The sequence below is a fragment of the Paenibacillus sambharensis genome, from assembly GCF_003233845.1.
In the GTDB taxonomy this organism is placed as follows: Bacteria; Bacillota; Bacilli; order Paenibacillales; family Paenibacillaceae; genus Paenibacillus_I; species Paenibacillus_I sambharensis.
In genome coordinates, this window is sequence record NZ_QKRB01000042.1 from 36354 (window position 1) to 55523 (window position 19170).

Below are 19170 nucleotides of genomic sequence, written 5' to 3' on the forward strand. Positions count from 1 at the left end.
ATGAGCCGGCTAAATTACACAGTGGCTATAGCAGGGATACAGGTTTTGTGCTGTTTGTACGATAAATGTTTTGCTCATCCCTTTCCATGTTAGGTATAATGGGGTTGTTTACCGCAACTTAATATGGAGGATAAGGGATGACACAACTGATTAGAGTAGGTATTGTGGGTTATGGCAATTTGGGAAGAGGGGTCGTACAGGCGATATCGCAAAATCCAGATATGACACTGATAGCTGTTTTTACACGTCGGGACCCGAACCAAATGGAGGCAGAAGTTGGCATTAAATTTGAACATATCTCTGCTGCCGAGAAATACATAGGCGAGATCGATGTCATGATCCTGTGCGGCGGCTCTGCAACGGACCTTCCGGAGCAAACTCCACAGCTCGCAGCTATGTTCAATACTGTCGACAGCTTTGATACACATGCCAAAATTCCGGAATTCTTCGAAGCTGTAGATCAGGCTGCGAAGCAGGGAAAGACGCTTAGTGTAATCTCTACTGGCTGGGATCCGGGCTTGTTCTCGCTGAATAGACTGCTTACCGAATCTATTCTGCCGGTTGGCGATGAATATACGTTCTGGGGCAAGGGGGTTAGTCAAGGCCACTCCGATGCTATCCGCCGTGTACCAGGTGTCAAAGCGGGTGTTCAATACACTGTGCCAATAGAGAGTGTGATAGACCGTATACGCAGCGGTGAGACACCAGAACTTGAGACAAGGGACAAGCATCTCCGCCAATGCTTTGTTGTTGCAGAAGAAGGAGCCGATCAGGAGCAAATCAGACAAACGATCGTCTCGATGCCAAATTATTTTGCTGACTATGAAACCACCGTAACCTTCATTACGGAAGAAGAATTGAAAACCGAGCATCATGGAATGCCGCATGGCGGTTTTGTGATCCGCAGCGGAATAACAGGCCATAAGACAAAGCAAATTATTGAGTTTGGACTGAAGCTTGAAAGCAATCCTGAGTTTACGGCTAGCGTGCTCGTGGCTTACGCCAGAGCTGCCGTCCGGTTGCACAACGATGGGGCGGTGGGAGCCAAGACAGTGTTTGATATTCCGTTTGGCCTGTTGTCACCGAAATCAGCTGCTGAGCTGCGCAAGGAACTGCTGTAAGATACTGGGATGCTGTATGAACATGAAAGATCCAGGTGGTATGACTGGATCTTTTTGTCATGAGTGTACAAAAGAAATTAATAACTGATATTACCACTCTATAAAAATTATGCGAGCGTCCAGACTATTGACTAGGTAATAAGGGGAAACATAACGGGAGGGCTCATAATGAAGATCGTCATAACAGGGGATACCCATATGCCAAGAAGCGCCAAGCTGCTGCCCCCGCGGCTGACCGGAGAGCTTCGTGAGGCTGACCTGATTATTCATACAGGGGATTGGTGTACGTTAGAGGTAGTCGAGATGCTGGAAAACTATGCACCAGTCAGAGGAGTTATTGGTAACAACGACGGGTATGATATCTTTATGCGATATCCGTCACGGATAGTGGTGGAAGCAGACGGGTTTCGTCTAGGTGTGGTGCACGGTGATGGTACAAAGGGAACGACGGTTTCCCGGGCTTATGACGCCTTTGAGGGTGACAGTGTGGATGCGGTACTCTTTGGTCATTCCCATATTCCTTTATATGAAATAAGGAACGGTATACACTTGTTCAATCCGGGCTCCCCGACCGATAAAAGAAGACAGCCTGAATTCTCGTTTGGCCTGCTGGATACAAGAGGCAGCGAAGGTTCAAGGAAGCTTGAATTCAGACATATCTACTACAAATCCAAAGTGTAGGACAGAAGCTTCTGGTACAGGCACATTCGTGACTTGAATACGAGAATGTGCTTTTTTGTGTATAACTATTGAGGTCCGATGCGAGTTATTCACATCATTTTCGGAAATTTCAGATAATTATTTGTATCAAAACAAATACAAGCTGATTATAATAAATTGTAAAGAAGGCGTTTACATTTTGTAACTCTTATGGAGGTGCGCAGATGATGAACCGCGACACGAAATATCGTAAGAGGGCGATGCGACTCTGGGAAGAAGAGAGAGCGCAGACGGCAGAGGAGCTGCAAGCTAATTGGGCGGCTTGGAGCAGCAGGCTGCATAAAGCAGTAAGCCAAATTGGCGGATGGCTCACGGAACTGCAGACACGGGTGAGAAGAAGACCTTCTTGAGAACAGGACATACTAATAAACAGGCGGCTGGAATGTTGATTGGCATTCCAGCCGCCTGTTTCGTGTGGTTTAGTGAGAGCCCGTGGAATGAAGGCCGACTTTATCAATGAGATGCTGGCTTTCCTTGTTAAGCCCTTCTATTGTTACCGTCTTCCCGTTATTCTTGTACTTGGCAATCGCCTTGGCGATTGCTGTAACGGCTGAATGATCCCACACATGAGAATGAGTGAAATCAAGGACGATGTGATCCGGATCACCGCTATAGTCAAACAGCTCGGCAAACTTCATCATCGTACCGAAGAAGAGCTGGCCAGTGATGGTGTACCTGGCGGCTCCATTGGATTGAATGACCCGGGAGCTGCGAATCTTGGCACTTCTCCACGCGAAGATCAGTGCGCTCAGAATGACACCTGCAATAACACCTTTGGACAAGTCATGCGTGGCCACGACAATGGCTACAGTAACAACCATCACGACCGAATCGGCCACCGGAATTCTCCGCATGTTTGTAATGGACTGCCAGTCAAAGGTACCGATGGAAACCATGAACATCACGCCGACCAATGCAGCCATTGGAATTTGCTTGACGACATCTCCAAGCACCATAATCAGGAATAACAGGAAGACGCCTGCTACAAGTGTGGACAAGCGCGTCCGTCCGCCGGATTTGACATTGATAACAGACTGGCCGATCATAGCGCAGCCGGCCATGCCGCCGAAGAACCCGGTGACAAAGTTGGCGATGCCCTGGCCTTTGATTTCACGGTTCTTGTCACTGCCGGTATCTGTCATCTCATCTACAATTGTTGCTGTCAGAAGGGATTCCAGAATACCGACAATCGATAGCGACAGCGCATAAGGGAAAATAATAACAAGTGTCTCCCATGTCCACAGAACAGCCGGGATGTGGAACACCGGCGGCAGGTTGGACAGATCTCCCATGGTGCCAACCGTGTTGACATTAATACCCATTGAAATCACGATGATGGAAACCACGATAATCGCTACGAGGGCTGAAGGTATGGCCTTCGTTAACCGTGGAAGAATATAAATAATAGCCAGTGTGAGTGCGACCAGACCATACATTACCCAGCCCTGTCCCTCAAAGTGGGTAAGCTGAGCCATGAAGATCAGGATGGCCAGCGCATTAACAAAACCAGTAATGACGGAATGCGGAATGAAGGTAACGATTTTACCAATCTTTAGCCAGCCTAATATGACCTGAATAATACCGGTTAGGATTGTGGCGGCAAAGAGGTATTCCACACCATGCTCCCTGACAAGCGTCACCATCAGCAGTGCCATAGCACCTGTAGCAGCCGAAATCATTCCTGGCCGTCCGCCAGTAAATGCGATCACAACCGCGATACAGAATGATGCATACAGTCCGACCATAGGGTTGACACCGGCAATGATTGAAAAGGCGATTGCCTCGGGAATAAGCGCGAGCGCAACGGTAATACCCGACAGAATATCCCCGCGGGTATTGGACAACCAATGCTTATGAAGTTGTTGATACACGAATAAGTGCCTCCTTGTTGTTCTTCTTACTGGATATCCTGTATTGCTTATTTAGTGACTTTCCACTCTCAGGAAAGTCGGGGCCGATATGTGCTAAACGGCATTATACAGGAAGTTGGCCGACAACTCTAGTAGGTAAAAAAGTAAATAATCCTTCTATAACAGCCATTTATCTCGAATTAACTAGTAATAGCTTCATTTATCTTTGAATTTTAAGGTGTGTGAGGAAAGATGCAGAGAGGCAACCGGCTGTGTTAAACTTATCCCGTCATAAGGGCACAACATTTCACATTTAAGGGAGCAGATATCGCGCATGAGAGTAAAGCAAATTTTTCTGGTTTCCTTATTATTTCTTGCTTTTGCCGGAATTAATTATTATATCGGATGGAATGGAAGGATTTTTTTGGAGGCGGCTGCTCCAGCCTTTCCGACATTGATATTCTGGATTCTGTATTGGAGCTTTGCCTCGGCATACTTAATTGGCCGATCTGGTATTGTGAAGGGGCCAGCAGCCAGACTGCTTAAGGTCATCGGTTCCTTCTATTTCGCCGTCCTGGAGTTCTCGGTGCTGCTTCTCCCGCTCGCTAATCTCGGATTCCTTGCGGCTCTGCGCATAGATATCAGCAGGGAGGCTTATGTTCTTGCCGCCGGGTGGACGTTCATCGCTGTATTGCTTCTGCTGCTTGCCCGAGGCTGGTGGAATGCGACTCAGCCCGTTGTCAGGCAGTATGAGCTCTCCATCCCCAAGAAAACAGAAGGGGCCCGGCAGCTGAAGATTGTTATGGCTTCGGACATCCACCTCGGCAATATCGTCGGGAACCGTCATTTATCCAAGCTGGTCAAGGCAGCAGAGCGGATCCATCCGGATCTTATCCTGCTGCCTGGCGATGTTATTGATGATGTCATTGAGCCGTTTGTCCGCAACCGGATGGCCGATACAATGTGCAAGCTGCAGGCTTCAGCCAAGTATGGAGCCTATGCGATCCTTGGCAATCATGAATACTATGGCGGCCATGCTGATGAGTATGTGCAGCGGATGGGGGACATTGGGATCCGGGTGCTGCGTGATGAGACAGTGACAGTGGATGGTTGGTTCCATGTCGCTGGACGCAAGGATAAGACGGCGGAAACCATGGAGCCGGATGGACGGAAGACGACAGCCCAGCTGCTCGCGGAGCTCGACAAGACCAAGCCCGTACTGCTGATGGACCATCAGCCCTACGCCTTTGACAAGGCGGCAGCTGCGGGGGCGGATCTGCTGCTCTGTGGACATACGCACCGGGGGCAGTTTGCGCCTAATCACCTGATTACAAAACGGCTCTTTGAGCTTGATTGGGGTTATATGATGAAGGAAAGCATGCATGTCATCGTATCATCGGGCTTCGGTACATGGGGGCCCCCAGTTCGTTTGGCAAGCCGGTCAGAAATTATCTCGATCACATTGAAGTTTACCGGCTGATTGGCCAATCGTTCGAAATATTGTGACAAACCGCACGTTGAAACCGGTTGTGCTAGCCATAAAAAATGACTAATCTAGATAGAGGTAAGCTGAATCATGGTTGGGGGGATCATAGTTGGATAAGCAAAAGGAACGGAAGTGGGTTCTAACCATATTCGGATTTTCGGTTGTTCTGGTCGGGATCATTACGGTGCTGTTCTTCCTGCCGGGATATGAAGGCGAGGTAGGTTTTGACGTAACTATTCTGCCGCTGCTGAATGCGATTTATAATTGCTTCACGTTTACCTTTCTCCTCATCGCTCTGGCAGCAATTAAGCGGCGCAATATAGCGGTACACAGAACCTTTATACTTGCGGCCTTCACAACGACAGCGCTCTTCCTGATCTGTTATGTCATTTATCACTTCCTGACAGAGCCAACGAAGTTTGGCGGCAGTGATGTGATGCGGTATGTGTACTTCTTCATTCTGGTAACCCATATCCTGCTGGCGATTATCAATGTGCCGCTGGCGCTTCTGTCCATTGTATGGGGATACACGAACAATATCAGCAAACACCGCAAAATAAGCAGGTGGACAATGCCAGTGTGGCTGTATGTCAGCTTTACCGGTGTTATTGTATACCTGCTGATCTCACCTTACTATTAAGCTGAGAGGCAGGATAGCGAAGCTGTCAGCGTTCACTCTGCAGAGGATTTGTAATCTTTGCGGGTGGACGCTGTTGTCTTGTTTGGAGAGGCGTTTCGCTGTGGTTTGAAGAGGGGAATAAAATGACATACAATAAGATTGCAGAACCTATAGAAAAGGGAAGGATGATGCAAGGTGGCAGAATGGAAGGAAATCACGACGCTTGATGAATGGGAGCAGCTGAAGCAGAAGTCTGCCGAGCGTCAGGTGCTGCTGCTGAAGCACAGCACCCGCTGTCCGGTCAGCAGCAGTGCACTGGAGGAATTCGAGAGCTATCTGGCGGGTAACCCGAATACGAATACGGAGTACTATTTAGTAAAGGTTGTCGAGGCTCGCCCGGTTTCCAATCAGGTAGCTGAAGATCTCGGTGTGACGCATGCCTCACCGCAAATCATTCTGTTCAAGGATAGCAAATCGGTGTGGAATACGTCTCATTGGTCCGTTACCAACAAGCACATTACTGCGGTTCTCGACTAAACCGTCAAGACCGGATTGAAAATGACTATATCCCTATTGAGAAAAGGGCTGTTCCAAGCCGAGTAATCGGATCAGGAACAGCCCTTGTAATTGTCGGTTAGGCAATGTCGGCTTGAACAGACAGCCGGTAGGCTTGCAGAGAATGCTCTACTATGGTATCGAACAGCTGCCCCGCTCCAAGACCGAGAATGTCCTTCGCGTAGCGCCATGCATTTTCTTCAATTTGTAAAGCGATCAAGTTGTGTTCCATTTCGCTGAATGCCGAATCGAGCCGATCCGACAGACCCGGCAGCTCTTGATCCTCTGCGTGACCGAGCTCATGAGCGAATATGATGGCGATATATTCATCGAGCTCCTCAAGAGAGCCAAGAAGGTTAATGCATTGTTCCTCGATTTCCTTCAGATACAAGGTGATGGAATGGTCGCTCATCTTGTATTTACCGCCTACATTGCGATGTTCCGGAAAATGATCCTCGACGATCAACCGTACGCTGCTTCCCGAAAGCTTGATAAGCGCTGCGATACGGCTCATGGCTACTTCGCTCAACATGTCATTCCCCGTTTCTAGGTGTCTTCTTAGTAGGTAATACGTTCATAAGGTAGGAAAGTTTCTTACCCGGCTGTTTAACTGCTGCTTAATCTGGGTAGGCCCTACACAATATACCATTAATGAGTCCCGCATACAATATATAAAGAGGACAAAAAGAGCGTGCCGTCATGCGGTACGCTCAACCATTTGCCATAAGTGAGTCAGGCGATCATATAGATATCGAACTCGCCGATATTGTTCAAGACCAAAGGTACCGTCAAGGCCTGCTTCTTATGCAAAGTGGAGTCAGCCTGCACGATATCCGGGGGTGTAATATCCACGGCAATCCCTTCGTTTGACAGCATAGTGCTGGCGTTGCCGCTGATCATATTGCCGAGCTCTGCAATGGCGCTCATACACATATCATCCAGCTCGGAAATAGGGTAGCCTCCCATCATGGATGAGACGATTTTCATCGCTACCTCTTGTGGAAAACAGAACACCACATCTCCCTTGATCTGTCCGATAATGCCGATTCTGAGCATCAGCAGCTCGCTGCCTTGAATAGGTTTCAGTACGACTTGTCCAACGGATGGTTTAACCTGAATCATCGTTTCAATGACATGAACAGAAGATGCCAGGAATGGATTGATGTATTGTGCATTCATGTGAAAGCCCCCAAGTTTAGAAAATATAAAAGCCGCTATCCGGTTCCGGTGCGGCTTGTTGACGGTGCGCTCCCGCAATACGGCAGCCAGGCGACCTTGGGAGCTGCAGCTTCTTCTCCGTTAGGCCCGTAGCTTTGCGTCCCAGCCTTTCGGCTGGTTTGCGATTATCGTTGCTGAATATATTCGTTTGAAGCAAAAGTCCTATTCAAATAGTTCTTTATACCTCATATTAACACAAGAATGCGACAAATGTCATTGATAATTTTGTAAAATATGCTGGGCAGCCGGAATTATGTGCTGGTCGTGCATCATGAACAACACTCTGACTTTATGTTAGCTAAAATAACAAAAGCAGTTCCGGCTTGTTGAACGCTCTGCCAAACGGTTCTACAATAATGGCAATTATGCGAAAGGAGGAGTTAAGGATGCAGAACAGGATGCCTCAGGTGCGGCAGGCAATGGTTGCTTCCCCTCATTATATAGCAAGCGCCGTAGGTGCCTCTATTCTCCACAAAGGGGGGAACGCCTTCGATGCTGCTGTGGCGGTCAGTGCCGCGCTGGGAGTGGTATACCCCCATATGACGGGGCTGGGCGGTGATGCATTCTTCCTCATGTTCGAAGCCTCAACGGGGGAGTATGTCGGTTACAACGGCAGCGGAAGGTCTGGAAGCAGGGCGGTCCCCGGCTGGTATGCGGATAAAGGAATGAGCCGAATTCCTGCACGGGGGATCGATAGTGTCGTTACAGTGCCCGGGATGGCTGATGCCTGGTGGGAGGTTTGGTCGCGCTACGGGAAGCTGCCGTGGGAGGATTTAATTGAGCCAGCAGTACGTTATGCGGAGGACGGTTACCCGGTTTCCGCAAATTTGGCGGAATGGCTTAAGAAGGATGAGGAGCTTATTCTTTTAGACGGTAATATGAGAAGGACCTATTCGCAGAATGGACGTGTATATCAGGAGTCAGAGCAACTGCGGCAGAAGGAGCTTGCCGGATCGCTGCGGATGCTCCAGAGAGGAGGCGGGAGGGTATTTTATGAAGGCGACCTAATGCAGCGGATCACGACAGCGATGGGGCATGTCGGCGGTTTGTTAATGCCGGAGGACTTCCTGTGCCATCATGGTGAATGGGTAAAGCCGATAAGCACGGAATACCGCGGGAGAACCGTCTATCAGATGCCGCCGAACTCTCAGGGCTTCAGTCTGCTCATGATGCTGAATATGCTTGAAAATACCGAGCTCAGGCATATCCCCCGCCGCTCAGCGGCCTTTTACCATCTGGTGACGGAAGTGGTTAAGAAGGCCTTTCACGACCGTGACGCTTACTTGACGGACCCGGATTTTCGTCACATCCCGCTTGAACAGCTGCTGTCACGGGAATATGCCGAGCAGCTGTGGAAGCAGGTCTGCCTGCTGCCGCCGCAGGCGGACCCGTTTCTCTCACAGGCGAGCGGTCAGGACACAGCCTATGCGGCGGTGGTAGATGAGGAAGGAAACGCTGTTTCGTTTATCCAAAGCTTATATTTTGACTTCGGATCGGCTTACATAGCAGGTGATACAGGGATTGTGATGCAGAACAGAGGCTGCTATTTCTCGCTTGACCCGGCTGCGCCGAATGCACTGGAGCCTAACAAGCGCAGTTTTCATACGCTTATGCCTGGAATGGTTGCGGACCAAGGTCGTCCCTGTCTTCTTCTGGGGACACAGGGGGGTGAAGGGCAGCCACAGACCCAGCTGTCTGTGCTGACCGGTGTCTTCGACTACGGGTTGACGGCACAAGAAGCGGTGTCGCTTCCGCGATGGGTTTATGGCAGGACATGGGGGGAGGACAGCGATACGCTCAAGCTGGAAGGCCGGTGCGGCAGCGAAACGGCAGCTGAGCTCAGGGCTATCGGCCATCAGGTAGATATGCTTCGCGATTGGGATGGTGTAATGGGGCAGGCACAGGCAATCAGCATCAGCCGGGAAGGCGTGATCAGCGGAGCGGCGGATCCGCGCGGCGACGGTTCGGTAATAGGCTGGTAAGAGAGGAAGAGGTGACCGGTTTGAAGCTATGGGACTTATTCATGGCCTTTGGCACGGCAACGATGCTTGGATACGGAGGAGGCCCAGCGATTATTCCGCTGTACGAGAATCAGGTGGTAACGCGGTATGAATGGATGAATACGGATGAATTTGGTAAAGCGCTCGCCTTCGGCAATGCGCTTCCTGGTCCAATAGCGACCAAGCTTGCTGCGTATATAGGTTTTAAGGTGGCGGGCTATGCAGGTGCGGCTGTCGCCCTGACAGCGGTCGTCCTGCCTACAGCCATTGTCATGATCCTGCTCGCTGGTGTCATGCTGAAGCTGTCGAATAACCCTTTTGTACGTGGAATGATCCGGGGTATCCAGCCGGTCATCTTCGTCATGATGGCTATGCTTGCTTATGATTTTGTAAAATATGCGATTCAGCCAATTGCAGGGCCGGTGCCTTTCCTGCCGCTGCTTATCGCAGCCGGCTTCTTTGTCCTGGTCCACTATTATCACCTTAATGCCGTGTGGGGTATAATCGGAGCCCTAATCGTCGGTGCTCTGTTTATGAGAGGGGGCTAAATGTCAGATTCATGGTATGATATTCGACTATTTGTTATATTATCTAACATTGTTATTGATTTCTGAATATTTCGGCATTACAATGTTATATATTCTAACATTAGAGCGAAACGGGCACTGAAGTCCGTTATTCACCGGAGGGAACGCCATGAATATGACAGTCGAGCAGGCCATGAATGTATACCCGTTATCGGAAGGGAAGCTGATTGCGGGATCGGCGGGGAAACACCGGATCGTTAAAGCGGTAAATGTGATGGATGCGCCGGATATTACGGATTGGGTCAAAGAGGGTGAGATGCTATTTACCACGGCTTATTTGATTAAGGACCGGCCTTCTGAGGCGGCAAAGCTACTCTCCAAGCTGGATCAGTGCGGCTCTGCAGCACTCGGCATCAAGCTCGGCCGCTTCTGGGACAGTGTTCCTGCTGAACTGATCGCGATAGCCGATGATCTGGGCTTCCCCTTGATAGAGCTGCCTTACCAATTCACTTTTTCCGACCAGATGAATGGACTGTTCCGGGAGGAACTGAAGCGCAGCACGGATGCGCTTCAGCTGCTGCTCGATAAGCAGGTCAGGCTGATGCGGTTTGCACTGCATTTTGATCATATCCGGGACTTGTTTGAGGCGGTGGAGGAAGTTGTGGGCGACAAGATGGCAGTTATCGGATCGCGCGGACAAATGCTCTATAACACATCGGGACTGAGCGATGAAGAACTGCTGGATAAGAGGCCTTGGTCGCTGAGCCACCAATGGATGAAGCATGGTGCCTGGCAGGCGTTCCGGGTTCCGCTGATGCGGCAGTCACAATGCTCCGGCTTCGTGATGTTTTTCAATTCCGGGCCGTTTCATATGACGATTGAAGAAAGTTTATATATGCAGGCAGCTGAACTGATCGCCTTTCATATGAATGTTAATTATGAAGACTATTTCGAAATGTCCGTTCAACGGGATTTCGGATTGCTGGTGAAGCGGTGCATTAAGAATGGTCTCCCTGTAGAAACACTGCAGGAATATGCAGACAGGTGGGAGCTGGACATATTTGCCCAGCCTTACCGGTGTGTACTGTCTGGTTTCGGTCGTGATGAAAATCCCGTGGAGCGTGCGGGGCGGCTGGAGGATCTGAAGCTGGATCTGTTAAGCCATACGAGAGTGCAGCACCTGAAGGGGCTCCATATTGTGCTGGAGGAAGGTGTTCTGTCCCTGTTTCCGGACCCTGGAACGGCTGGCGGGGAAAGGATCGGAGAAGCACTGGAAGCGTGCTTTGACGGAATGAAGAGAGGGAAGGGAGCAGACCTTCGCTCTGTAATCAGCGGGCGCAGGAAGACAGCGGCCGGGCTGCTGGAGGCCTATGATGAGTGCCTGGAATGCCGCAGACTGTCGGTGGACTGGGGAATTGCCGGGCGGATCGTCAAATACGACACGATGGATCTGGGTTACGTGTTTGAGAGTGTGCCGTTTGAGCGGATGCAGATGTTCTGTCAGCGGTGGCTCGGCGGTCTGCTCGGCAAGGACCCGGATTATGCGCAGGAGATGCTGCGCACGCTGGAGACTTATCTGGAATGTGACGGCCAGTTGAATGAGACAGCCAAGAAACTGTATATCCACCGTAATACTGCGACTTACCGGATCGAGAAGCTTGGGGAGCTGCTGGATGTGGATTTCAAGAAAGTGAACGATTTGCTGAGACTGAAGATCGCATTTATGTTCCGCAGAATACTTGCCAGGGAGCGGCTGGCGGCAGGCGGCTGCACCCGGTAGATGCGGAAGACCATCGGGAGGTTCGCATATGGGAACGCTGCTTATTAGAGATGCAGTAGTCGTGACTATGAATGGGCGGGATGAGATCATCCGCGGAGATGTATTAATTGAAGGGAACCGGATTGCCAAGGTTGGAAGTGACTTGGAAGATTCGGCAGACCGGGTCATAGAAGCTGGGGGAAGGGTGCTGCTTCCCGGTTTCGTGCAAACGCATATCCATCTTTGTCAAACACTGTTTCGCGGGCGGGCGGATGACCTGGAGCTGATTGACTGGCTTCGGGAACGTGTTTGGCCGCTTGAGGCGGCACATAACGAGGAGTCTGTTTATTATTCGGCGCTGCTCGGCATTGGCGAGCTTATTCGCAGCGGGACGACCACAATACTGGATATGGAGACGGTCCATCATACGGAGTCAGCGTTTCAGGCCATCGCAGAGAGCGGAATTCGAGCTTTGTCCGGCAAGGTTATGATGGACCATGGGTCGGAGGTGCCGGCTGCGCTTCAGGAGAACACACAGCAGTCCCTGGAGGAGAGTGTCAGGCTGCTCGAGAAGTGGCATGGTGCTGAAGGCGGCCGCATCTCCTACGCATTTTGTCCGAGGTTTGTAGTTTCTTGTACCGAAGAGCTGCTGACCGGTGTCAGGGATTTGTCCCGGCAGTATGGAGTCAAGGTTCATACGCACGCTTCGGAAAACAAAGGAGAAATTGCAATCGTTGAGGCTGAGAGAGGCATGCGGAACGTGGTCTATCTCGATCATATCGGCCTTGCGAGCCCTGATTTGATTCTGGCACACAGCATATGGCTCGATGATGAGGAGAAGCGTATTATCCGGGAACGGGGAGTGAAAGTTACGCATTGTCCGGGCTCCAACCTGAAGCTGGCCTCAGGCATCGCGGAAATACCCGAGCTTATGAGCCTGGGTGTACCAGTCGGAATCGGGGCTGATGGCGCTCCCTGCAACAACAATCTGGATATGTTCCAGGAAATGCGGCTGACGGCTTATATACAGAAGGTGAAGCACGGGCCTACTGTCATGAACGCGAGAACGGTGCTTCGCATGGCTACTATGGGCGGGGCTCAGGTGCTGGGAATGGAGGACAAAATCGGAAGCGTGGAGGCCGGCAAGCTGGCGGACCTGCAGCTTCTTGACTTGGAGAACTTCCATGTTTACCCATCCTACGATGCGGATTGGTATTCGAGGATTGTATATGCTGCGACCCGAGGGGATGTTGACACTGTTATTATTGACGGGCGGGTGGTTATGGAGGGCGGGATAGTGCGGACGGTCAATCGTTCGAGTGTTCTCAAGGGAGCTGACCGAAGTCTTAGGCAGCTGCTGGAACGAATATAGGAAGGAGGCGGCGGCATGGATGGACTTAAGGTTCTGGAATGTTCAGCCGAATTGAAGCAGCCTGCGGTGATGGCGACGATTGTTCGGGCAGTTGGGCATTCTTACCGGAAGGAAGGTGCCAGCATGCTGCTTCTTCAGGATGGAACCCGTGTTGGCAGTATCAGTCCCGGCTGCCTGGAACAGGATCTGCGGGAAAGAGTGCAGGCTGTACTTGCAGCGGGGATTCCATGTCATGTTGTTTATAATATGAACCCGGACGAGGATGTTTTATGGGGGGAAGCGGTTGGCTGCGGCGGAGCGCTTACCGTTCTGCTTGAGCCGGTTGCGGGAGAGCTTCATGGGCGTCTGCAGCGAGCGTCCGATGTTGTGAGCAAGGGACTGCCGGTCAGGCTAATGCGGCGTGCGAGTGTACAATCCAATGATATCCGATATTCGCTTGCCGTCGGTGAGCCTGCCCTGCGCAGCTGTTCCGCTGACCCGGGCTTCAGACGAGGTATGCCGGAGGGTATGCCTCTTCTTGATACGCTATGGATGCCGAGGGAGCGGTTGATCATCTTCGGCGGCGGGGATGACACGGTGCCGATGAGCGAGGCGGCGCAGCGGATTGGTTTTCGGGTTATCGTTGCTGACTGGCGAGAGAGTGTGCTGCAGCTGCGACAGGTTAGAGGGGAGGAGCTGGCGTCTGGTTCACCAAGAGAAATTGCTCATGCCATCGGGGTCTGTCCGCGTGATTATATTCTAATTTGCAGTCATAATTTAGCTCGCGACAAGGAAATGCTTGCAGAAATGCTCAGTCACAATCCGCATTACATCGGCCTGCTTGGCTCTGCCAAGAGGGTGGGCTTGCTCCTGGATGGCTTGAAGGTCCGGCGTCAAGTAGTCCACGCACCGGTCGGATTGTTGATTGGAGCGGAAGGAGCAGAGGAAATAGCGGTCAGTATCGCGGCTGAACTGGTTTCTGTACGTTCGGCTTTCCGCAGATCGATGCGGAAGGGGGGTGAACGGTTTGAAGGCGGGAGGCTTGTATCTGGCGGCAGGCTCGGCACGCAGAATGGGGGTATCCAAGCTGCACGCTGACCTGGTGGAAGGCTTACCTCTTGGTTCTCTGGCGCTCAAGACGTTGTTGGAGAAATGGCAGGGTCCGGCAGCTGTAGTCGTCAAGCCTGAGGATGACAGGGGATGGGTTCCTCGAGAGTGCGGATTAGAGTCAGGGGCATTTACCTTCGTGGAATGTAAGGATGCTTCTTCCGGAATCGGCCATTCCATTCGCGCGGGAATGGAATGGCTGCTTGGTAGACAGGGAGGCCATGAACTGGAAGCGGTGCTTGTCATGCTTGCGGATCAGCCGTTCATCCGAAGAGATACGCTGCAGAATTACCTGGATAGGCTGGACTCCGATCCGGCACTGGATTATGTTGCGGGCTGCTATCAGGGGCAAATGATGCCGCCCGTGCTCTGGGGCGGGCGGTGCTTCCCCGAGCTCATGAAGCTTCATGGAGATGAGGGTGCCAGACGGCTGCTGACTTCGGGAAGGTGGAATGGCAGCCGGGTTGAACTGGAGTCGCATGAGGCGCTCGACGTGGATACACCGGAACAGCTTGACGCTGCCCGTGTTTGGTGGGCGCAAAGGGGAATGGGCTAAGGGTGCTGTCATGTGCGAACGGAGCAAAAAAATTTTAGGCAAATGATGTCATATTTTCGGTAGATTTAGTATCATATGAAGCCGATTCATGCATCGCAAACAAGAAATAGAGATGAAATTTATTGTTTTTCACAAATCTGTGTCATTTAAGTTGACGTAAACGGTCTCTGAACATATAGTAGTGCAATATTACACGGCTCCTTGATCCTCCTGCATTCGCTATCCAGGTATCGCTGAGCTGGGTGCACTTAAATGAGGAGAAGCATTCCAATATACCGTGCTGTATGCGGATAGGCCTTCGGTTTCGAAGCGGCTTGCGGAAGGATGCTGAAAGACCGGTGATACAGTGTCTAGCGAATATTGAAGGGGGGTGCTTGCATGAAACAGGAATACCGTTCTTCTTCCCCGGCTGTCTGGTATCCGCACGATACTTCAGAGGCCTGGCGATTGAAGGAAGCGTTCGCTGCTGACAGCCAATATATCGCAGGTGGCACATTGCTTCGCACGTGGTGGGAATCGGGGACGGCTGAACCGCCTCGCCATCTCATCAGCCTGAACAGCATTCCAGGCTTGAGTGGTGTTACGCTCCATGAGCATTATTTGATGATCGGCTCTCAGACCACGCTTGCGGGGATCCGGTATAACACTGCTGCAGCCCGTTACGCCCCGCTGCTTGTTGAAGCCTGCAGGGTCATTGCAGCACCTTCAGTCCGGAATCTAGCGACCATCGGGGGCAACATCAGCAGCATGGTGGGAGACTCGCTGCCTGCCCTTCTGGCATTGCATGCTGACTTACTGTGGTTTAACGGCAGCCAGACGGAGGCGGTTCCGCTGGAAGCATGGCTGGCCGAAGCTGAAACACGCTCAGGATCGGCTGCGCTGCTTACACATATTCGCATACCCTTGCACGGAATAAGACTGAAAACCGCTGAAGAAGTTGTTCACGAGAAGCGATTGTATGAGGGTGATGACGTGTTGCCCGTGGGATATGAAGTAAAGCGGCTATCCGCTTACGATAAAGTGGGAAGACGGGAGGCCTTCACGCCTTCTGTCGTAACAACAGCTATTATGGGCGATATCACGGAAGAAGGCAGACTGGCTAATGTCTGTGTAGCTGCAGGCGGCGGCCAGACACCGCCTTCCCGGCTGCGAGCCCCGGAGTCTGTTCTGGAAGGCAGGCTGCTCAGTGATGCTGAGCTGCTCCACGCCTTGTACGAAGCAGTCTACACCGACTTTGATCCGGTCGGGGATGCATTTGCCGGAAGGGAATACCGGAGGCTGACTGCCGCTGGCCTGCTGACTGCTGCTGTATGGAAGTCGGCGAAGGGGATGGCCAGGGAGGAGGATTCAGGATGCTGTTGAACCGCAAGAACAGTGGTGAACGCTGGCGTATCCGTCCGGATGGTCGGGACAAGGTGACAGGAGCGATGAAATATTTAACCGACATGGCGCTGCCCGGCATGCTGACAGGTCTGGTGCTCCGCAGCCCCTACCCGCATGCCGCCATCCTTGGAATACGTGTGGATCAGGCGCGTAAGCTTCCCGGCGTTCATGCTGTATTGACCCACCTGGATGTGCCGGGCCTTAATGCTTACGGCATCGCAATCCAGGACCAGCCGGTCTTCTGTTATGACCGTGTCCGCTACGTAGGGGATGCTGTAGCGGCCGTAGCGGCCGAAACGCTGGAGCAGGCCGAGAGGGCGCTAGCGGCAATTGAGGTGGATTACGAGCAGCTGCCTGTGCTCGACAGTCCGGAGAAGGCGCTGGAGAACGATGCTGACCAGCTGCATCCGCATGGCAATGTTCTGCACCGGAATGCTTATAAGACAGGGGATGTGGAGCGGGCCTTTGAGAACTGCGCGCACATTGTGGAGGAGACCTACAGCACACCGAGACAGATGCATACGTACATGGAGACGGAGGGCGGACTGTTCGTCCCGGGGACGGATCGGCTGCTGAATGTATATGCGCCGACCCAGCACGGCTTCATGGACCGGCTGCAGCTCTCACGGATTCTTGCTGTTCCGCAGGGAGACATCAGGATCGTATCCAGTCCGATCGGCGGTTCGTTCGGAGGGAAGGATGAGCTGAACGTTCAGCCGTATGGAGCCCTGCTTGCTATGAAAACCGGACGCCCGGTCAGGATTCATAATTCGCGCTGGGAATCGGTTAGAGTTGGACTTAAACGGCATCCGATGGTGATCACAATGCGCACGGGAGCGGATGCCGACGGGCGCCTGATTGCGCATCAAGTAAGGGTGACGGCAGATACAGGGCCCTACGCGACACTAGGCGCAGAGGTATTGAATTTTGCCACCGAGCATGTGACCGGCCCTTATCAATATGCAAATGTAGATGTGGAGAGCATGTCAGTGTTTACCAATAACGGCATGTCCGGCGAATTTCGCGGCTTTGGCGGCAATCAGGCTATCTTTGCGCTGGAAGGGCAGATGGACCGGCTCGCTGAATGCCTCGGCATGGACCCGTGGGAGTTTCGCAAGCTGAACTTGCGGGAGGCCGGCGATCCCGGACCGTTCGGCCAACCGATCGCCCGGACAGATGGCGCCCGGCAGGTATGGAAGTCGCTTCAGGAAAGCCGGCTGTGGAAGGAAAGGGAAGCGGCTCTTGAACGCAGGCCGGGAGCAGCTTGCGTGCCTGCCGGCAATCCGTCAACGGGTCCCAGTGATGATGGTCACAGTGCAGACTCCAAGTCCCCTTGGCTAAAGGAAGGGATTGGAGCAGCTTACGTCATGCATGGCGCCGGCCTGGGAGTGGGCATTCCCGATCCTGCCGGCGGCAGGCTGCAGCTGGCCCGCGATGGCAGGATAGAGGCTGTGTTCGGCTATGAGGAGTTCGGTCAGGGGCTGATTGCCACGCTGGAGCTTATGCTGATCGAAACCTTCGGCCTTGCGCCGGAGGATATCCGCATTCGGATTGGCGATACGGACGTTGTACCGGACAGCGGCTCCAGTACGGCCTCAAGAGCTACAAGCATGATGTGGAAATCTGTACAGAACATGCGCATGCCATTCATGACAGCCCTTCTGGAAGCGGCGGGCAGGCTGCTGCACCGTAACCCCGGCCAGCTGCATATGGGCAGGGGCGGTATATACGGCCGGGCGGATGGAGAAGGAGAGGGGAGGAAGCTGCTGCTGCCGTATCAGGCGCTCGCTGCGAGTACGGATGAGCCGTTGATGGCGGAAACAAGGTTCAGCTATCCGGCCTCTCCTGTCGATCGGGTAGGCGCGCATTTTCTATACACCTATGCGGCGGTTGCGGTGAAGGTGGAGGTCAATACCCTCACAGGCAGAGTGCGGGTTGTCGATCAGTTTCATACCGTGGCAGCAGGTCCGGTCATGAACCCGCAAGGGTATCTGGGCCAGATTGAAGGGGGCAGCAGCATGGCGCTTGGGTTTACGCTAACGGAGGATGCAGTGATGACCGGGGGCTGCTATCTTACCCGAAACCTGGATACGTATCTGGTGCCGACCATTGCTGAGCATATGGGCAGGATAGATGTTCTTCCGATTGAGGAGCTGCCACCGGGAGATCCGCATGGTCCCCGCGGAATCGGCGAAATCGGCTCAGTCGGTCTGGCTCCGGCTGTTGCGGCAGCCGTCAGACAGGCGGTTGGCAGGTGGGTGTGCAAGCTTCCGATCGACCCGGCTGAGCTGCAGGAACGCCCTCATTTTACGCAGAAGGCGGTGGCTGTTCATGAATGAGAACCGGGCAGCCGAGCGCCCGGCTGCACCTGGAACCGAGCTGTATGTCAATGGAAACAGGGTGACTGTCTGCACAGAGCCTTCCAAGCGCCTGCTTCACGTGCTGCGCGATGAACTGCAGATGACTGGTGCGAAGCGCTCATGTGAAATAGGACGCTGCGGGGCCTGTATGGTGCTGCTGGATGGCAGGCCTGTAAATGCATGTCTGACCATGCTGTACCAATGCGGCGGAAGAACGGTAACAACAATTGAAGGTATTGCACCGCAAGAGTCAGGAGGGCTCGACCCGGTTCAGCAGGCCTTCCTGGAAGAGGGCGGGTATCAGTGCGGCTACTGTACACCTGGCATGATCATCTCCGTTAAGGCGCTGCTTGACTTCATTCCTGATCCCACCGATGAAGAGATTACAGAAGCATTATCAGGAAACATATGCCGCTGCACAGGCTACGGCGGGATTATCCGATCCGTGCGCCGCGCTTCCGAGCTCAAGAAAATAAGCAGTAGTGATGCTTAGTAGAGAATCTGTTCATCAGAGAACAGCAAAGCTCAAACTGACGGGCAGGCTGCAGAAGTGCATAT

18 protein-coding genes and 1 riboswitch are annotated in these 19170 nt (G+C 52.5%); of the genes, 15 read left to right on the plus strand and 3 right to left on the minus strand.

Translation table 11 applies throughout. The annotated features are described in order from the left end of the window. Positions 1–137 precede the first annotated feature (137 nt). The 3 genes from DNH61_RS09185 to DNH61_RS09195 all read left to right on the plus strand — a co-directional run bounded on the left by DNH61_RS09185 (position 138) and on the right by DNH61_RS09195 (position 2191). The gene (locus tag DNH61_RS09185; protein WP_111146368.1) at positions 138–1121 is read left to right on the plus strand and encodes a diaminopimelate dehydrogenase; all 984 of its coding nucleotides are present in this window, start codon (positions 138–140) and stop codon (positions 1119–1121) included. A gap of 168 nt (positions 1122–1289) precedes the next feature. Then, positions 1290–1802: a metallophosphoesterase family protein gene (locus tag DNH61_RS09190; RefSeq protein WP_111146369.1), complete on the plus strand. Its 513-nt coding sequence runs from the start codon at positions 1290–1292 to the stop codon at positions 1800–1802. A 203-nt stretch (positions 1803–2005) separates the two neighbouring features. Then, the gene (locus tag DNH61_RS09195; RefSeq protein WP_111146370.1) at positions 2006–2191 is read left to right on the plus strand and encodes a hypothetical protein; all 186 of its coding nucleotides are present in this window, start codon (positions 2006–2008) and stop codon (positions 2189–2191) included. Between the two features lie 69 nt (positions 2192–2260). On the opposite strand, the gene DNH61_RS09200 is transcribed toward DNH61_RS09195, so the two are convergent. Continuing rightward, complete coding sequence (locus tag DNH61_RS09200; RefSeq protein WP_111146371.1) at positions 2261–3712, minus strand: SulP family inorganic anion transporter; 1452 nt, start codon at positions 3710–3712, stop codon at positions 2261–2263. 313 nt (positions 3713–4025) lie between these two features. Here DNH61_RS09200 and DNH61_RS09205 point away from each other — a divergent pair, with 313 nt between their 5' ends. The 3 genes from DNH61_RS09205 to ytxJ all read left to right on the plus strand — a co-directional run bounded on the left by DNH61_RS09205 (position 4026) and on the right by ytxJ (position 6333). Beyond that, entirely contained in the window at positions 4026–5171 is a 1146-nt protein-coding gene (locus DNH61_RS09205; protein ID WP_111146372.1) for a metallophosphoesterase, read from the plus strand. A gap of 115 nt (positions 5172–5286) precedes the next feature. Next, the gene (locus tag DNH61_RS09210; RefSeq protein WP_111146373.1) at positions 5287–5817 is read left to right on the plus strand and encodes a DUF420 domain-containing protein; all 531 of its coding nucleotides are present in this window, start codon (positions 5287–5289) and stop codon (positions 5815–5817) included. Between the two features lie 174 nt (positions 5818–5991). Next, positions 5992–6333: a bacillithiol system redox-active protein YtxJ gene (ytxJ, locus tag DNH61_RS09215; protein WP_111146374.1), complete on the plus strand. Its 342-nt coding sequence runs from the start codon at positions 5992–5994 to the stop codon at positions 6331–6333. 97 nt (positions 6334–6430) lie between these two features. Here ytxJ and DNH61_RS09220 read toward each other — a convergent pair whose 3' ends face one another. Further along, positions 6431–6883 (minus strand): hypothetical protein, encoded by a 453-nt coding sequence (locus DNH61_RS09220; RefSeq protein ID WP_111146375.1) that lies wholly within the window; start codon positions 6881–6883, stop codon positions 6431–6433. Positions 6884–7083: 200 nt separating this feature from the next. Continuing rightward, positions 7084–7530, minus strand: a complete 447-nt coding sequence (locus tag DNH61_RS09225) for a chemotaxis protein CheX (protein WP_111146486.1) — start codon at positions 7528–7530, stop codon at positions 7084–7086. A gap of 78 nt (positions 7531–7608) precedes the next feature. Continuing rightward, a riboswitch (cyclic di-GMP riboswitch) is annotated at positions 7609–7703 on the minus strand. 252 nt (positions 7704–7955) lie between these two features. On the opposite strand from DNH61_RS09225, the gene ggt reads away from it, so the two are divergent. From ggt to DNH61_RS09270, 9 genes are all read left to right on the plus strand, one after another. Further along, complete coding sequence (ggt, locus tag DNH61_RS09230; protein ID WP_111146376.1) at positions 7956–9551, plus strand: gamma-glutamyltransferase; 1596 nt, start codon at positions 7956–7958, stop codon at positions 9549–9551. A 20-nt stretch (positions 9552–9571) separates the two neighbouring features. Further along, entirely contained in the window at positions 9572–10117 is a 546-nt protein-coding gene (locus DNH61_RS09235) for a chromate transporter (protein WP_245948079.1), read from the plus strand. A 148-nt stretch (positions 10118–10265) separates the two neighbouring features. Next, positions 10266–11876 carry a PucR family transcriptional regulator gene (locus DNH61_RS09240; RefSeq protein WP_111146377.1) on the plus strand — a complete coding sequence of 537 codons (1611 nt, stop codon included), beginning with the start codon at positions 10266–10268 and terminating at the stop codon, positions 11874–11876. Positions 11877–11904: 28 nt separating this feature from the next. After that, complete coding sequence (locus tag DNH61_RS09245; protein WP_111146378.1) at positions 11905–13227, plus strand: 5'-deoxyadenosine deaminase; 1323 nt, start codon at positions 11905–11907, stop codon at positions 13225–13227. A gap of 15 nt (positions 13228–13242) precedes the next feature. Further along, a complete protein-coding gene (locus DNH61_RS09250) occupies positions 13243–14304 on the plus strand; it encodes an XdhC family protein (RefSeq protein ID WP_111146379.1) in 1062 nt (353 codons plus the stop codon). Then, positions 14234–14869 (plus strand): nucleotidyltransferase family protein, encoded by a 636-nt coding sequence (locus DNH61_RS09255; RefSeq protein ID WP_146240975.1) that lies wholly within the window; start codon positions 14234–14236, stop codon positions 14867–14869. Before DNH61_RS09250 ends, DNH61_RS09255 begins: the two co-directional genes overlap by 71 nt. Before the next feature lie 378 nt (positions 14870–15247). Next, entirely contained in the window at positions 15248–16231 is a 984-nt protein-coding gene (locus tag DNH61_RS09260) for an FAD binding domain-containing protein (RefSeq protein WP_111146381.1), read from the plus strand. Continuing rightward, positions 16222–18591 carry a xanthine dehydrogenase subunit D gene (gene pucD, locus DNH61_RS09265; RefSeq protein WP_111146382.1) on the plus strand — a complete coding sequence of 790 codons (2370 nt, stop codon included), beginning with the start codon at positions 16222–16224 and terminating at the stop codon, positions 18589–18591. The genes DNH61_RS09260 and pucD overlap by 10 nt, the downstream gene beginning before the upstream one ends. Beyond that, on the plus strand, positions 18584–19105 hold the full coding sequence (locus DNH61_RS09270; protein ID WP_111146383.1) for a (2Fe-2S)-binding protein: 522 nt from the start codon (positions 18584–18586) through the stop codon (positions 19103–19105). Before pucD ends, DNH61_RS09270 begins: the two co-directional genes overlap by 8 nt. Positions 19106–19170: the final 65 nt, after the last annotated feature.

Excerpts from the sequence above, each read along its gene's own strand:
- DNH61_RS09185 (WP_111146368.1), top strand. The coding sequence starts at position 138 with ATGACACAACTGATTAGAGTAGGTATTGTGGGTTATGGCAATTTGGGA.
- DNH61_RS09190 (WP_111146369.1), top strand. The coding sequence starts at position 1,290 with ATGAAGATCGTCATAACAGGGGATACCCATATGCCAAGAAGCGCCAAG.
- DNH61_RS09195 (WP_111146370.1), top strand. The coding sequence starts at position 2,006 with ATGATGAACCGCGACACGAAATATCGTAAGAGGGCGATGCGACTCTGG.
- DNH61_RS09205 (WP_111146372.1), top strand. The coding sequence starts at position 4,026 with ATGAGAGTAAAGCAAATTTTTCTGGTTTCCTTATTATTTCTTGCTTTT.
- DNH61_RS09220 (WP_111146375.1), bottom strand. The coding sequence starts at position 6,883 with ATGTTGAGCGAAGTAGCCATGAGCCGTATCGCAGCGCTTATCAAGCTT.
- DNH61_RS09225 (WP_111146486.1), bottom strand. The coding sequence starts at position 7,530 with ATGAATGCACAATACATCAATCCATTCCTGGCATCTTCTGTTCATGTC.
- ggt (WP_111146376.1), top strand. The coding sequence starts at position 7,956 with ATGCAGAACAGGATGCCTCAGGTGCGGCAGGCAATGGTTGCTTCCCCT.
- DNH61_RS09240 (WP_111146377.1), top strand. The coding sequence starts at position 10,266 with ATGAATATGACAGTCGAGCAGGCCATGAATGTATACCCGTTATCGGAA.
- DNH61_RS09245 (WP_111146378.1), top strand. The coding sequence starts at position 11,905 with ATGGGAACGCTGCTTATTAGAGATGCAGTAGTCGTGACTATGAATGGG.
- DNH61_RS09250 (WP_111146379.1), top strand. The coding sequence starts at position 13,243 with ATGGATGGACTTAAGGTTCTGGAATGTTCAGCCGAATTGAAGCAGCCT.
- DNH61_RS09260 (WP_111146381.1), top strand. The coding sequence starts at position 15,248 with ATGAAACAGGAATACCGTTCTTCTTCCCCGGCTGTCTGGTATCCGCAC.
- pucD (WP_111146382.1), top strand. The coding sequence starts at position 16,222 with ATGCTGTTGAACCGCAAGAACAGTGGTGAACGCTGGCGTATCCGTCCG.
- DNH61_RS09270 (WP_111146383.1), top strand. The coding sequence starts at position 18,584 with ATGAATGAGAACCGGGCAGCCGAGCGCCCGGCTGCACCTGGAACCGAG.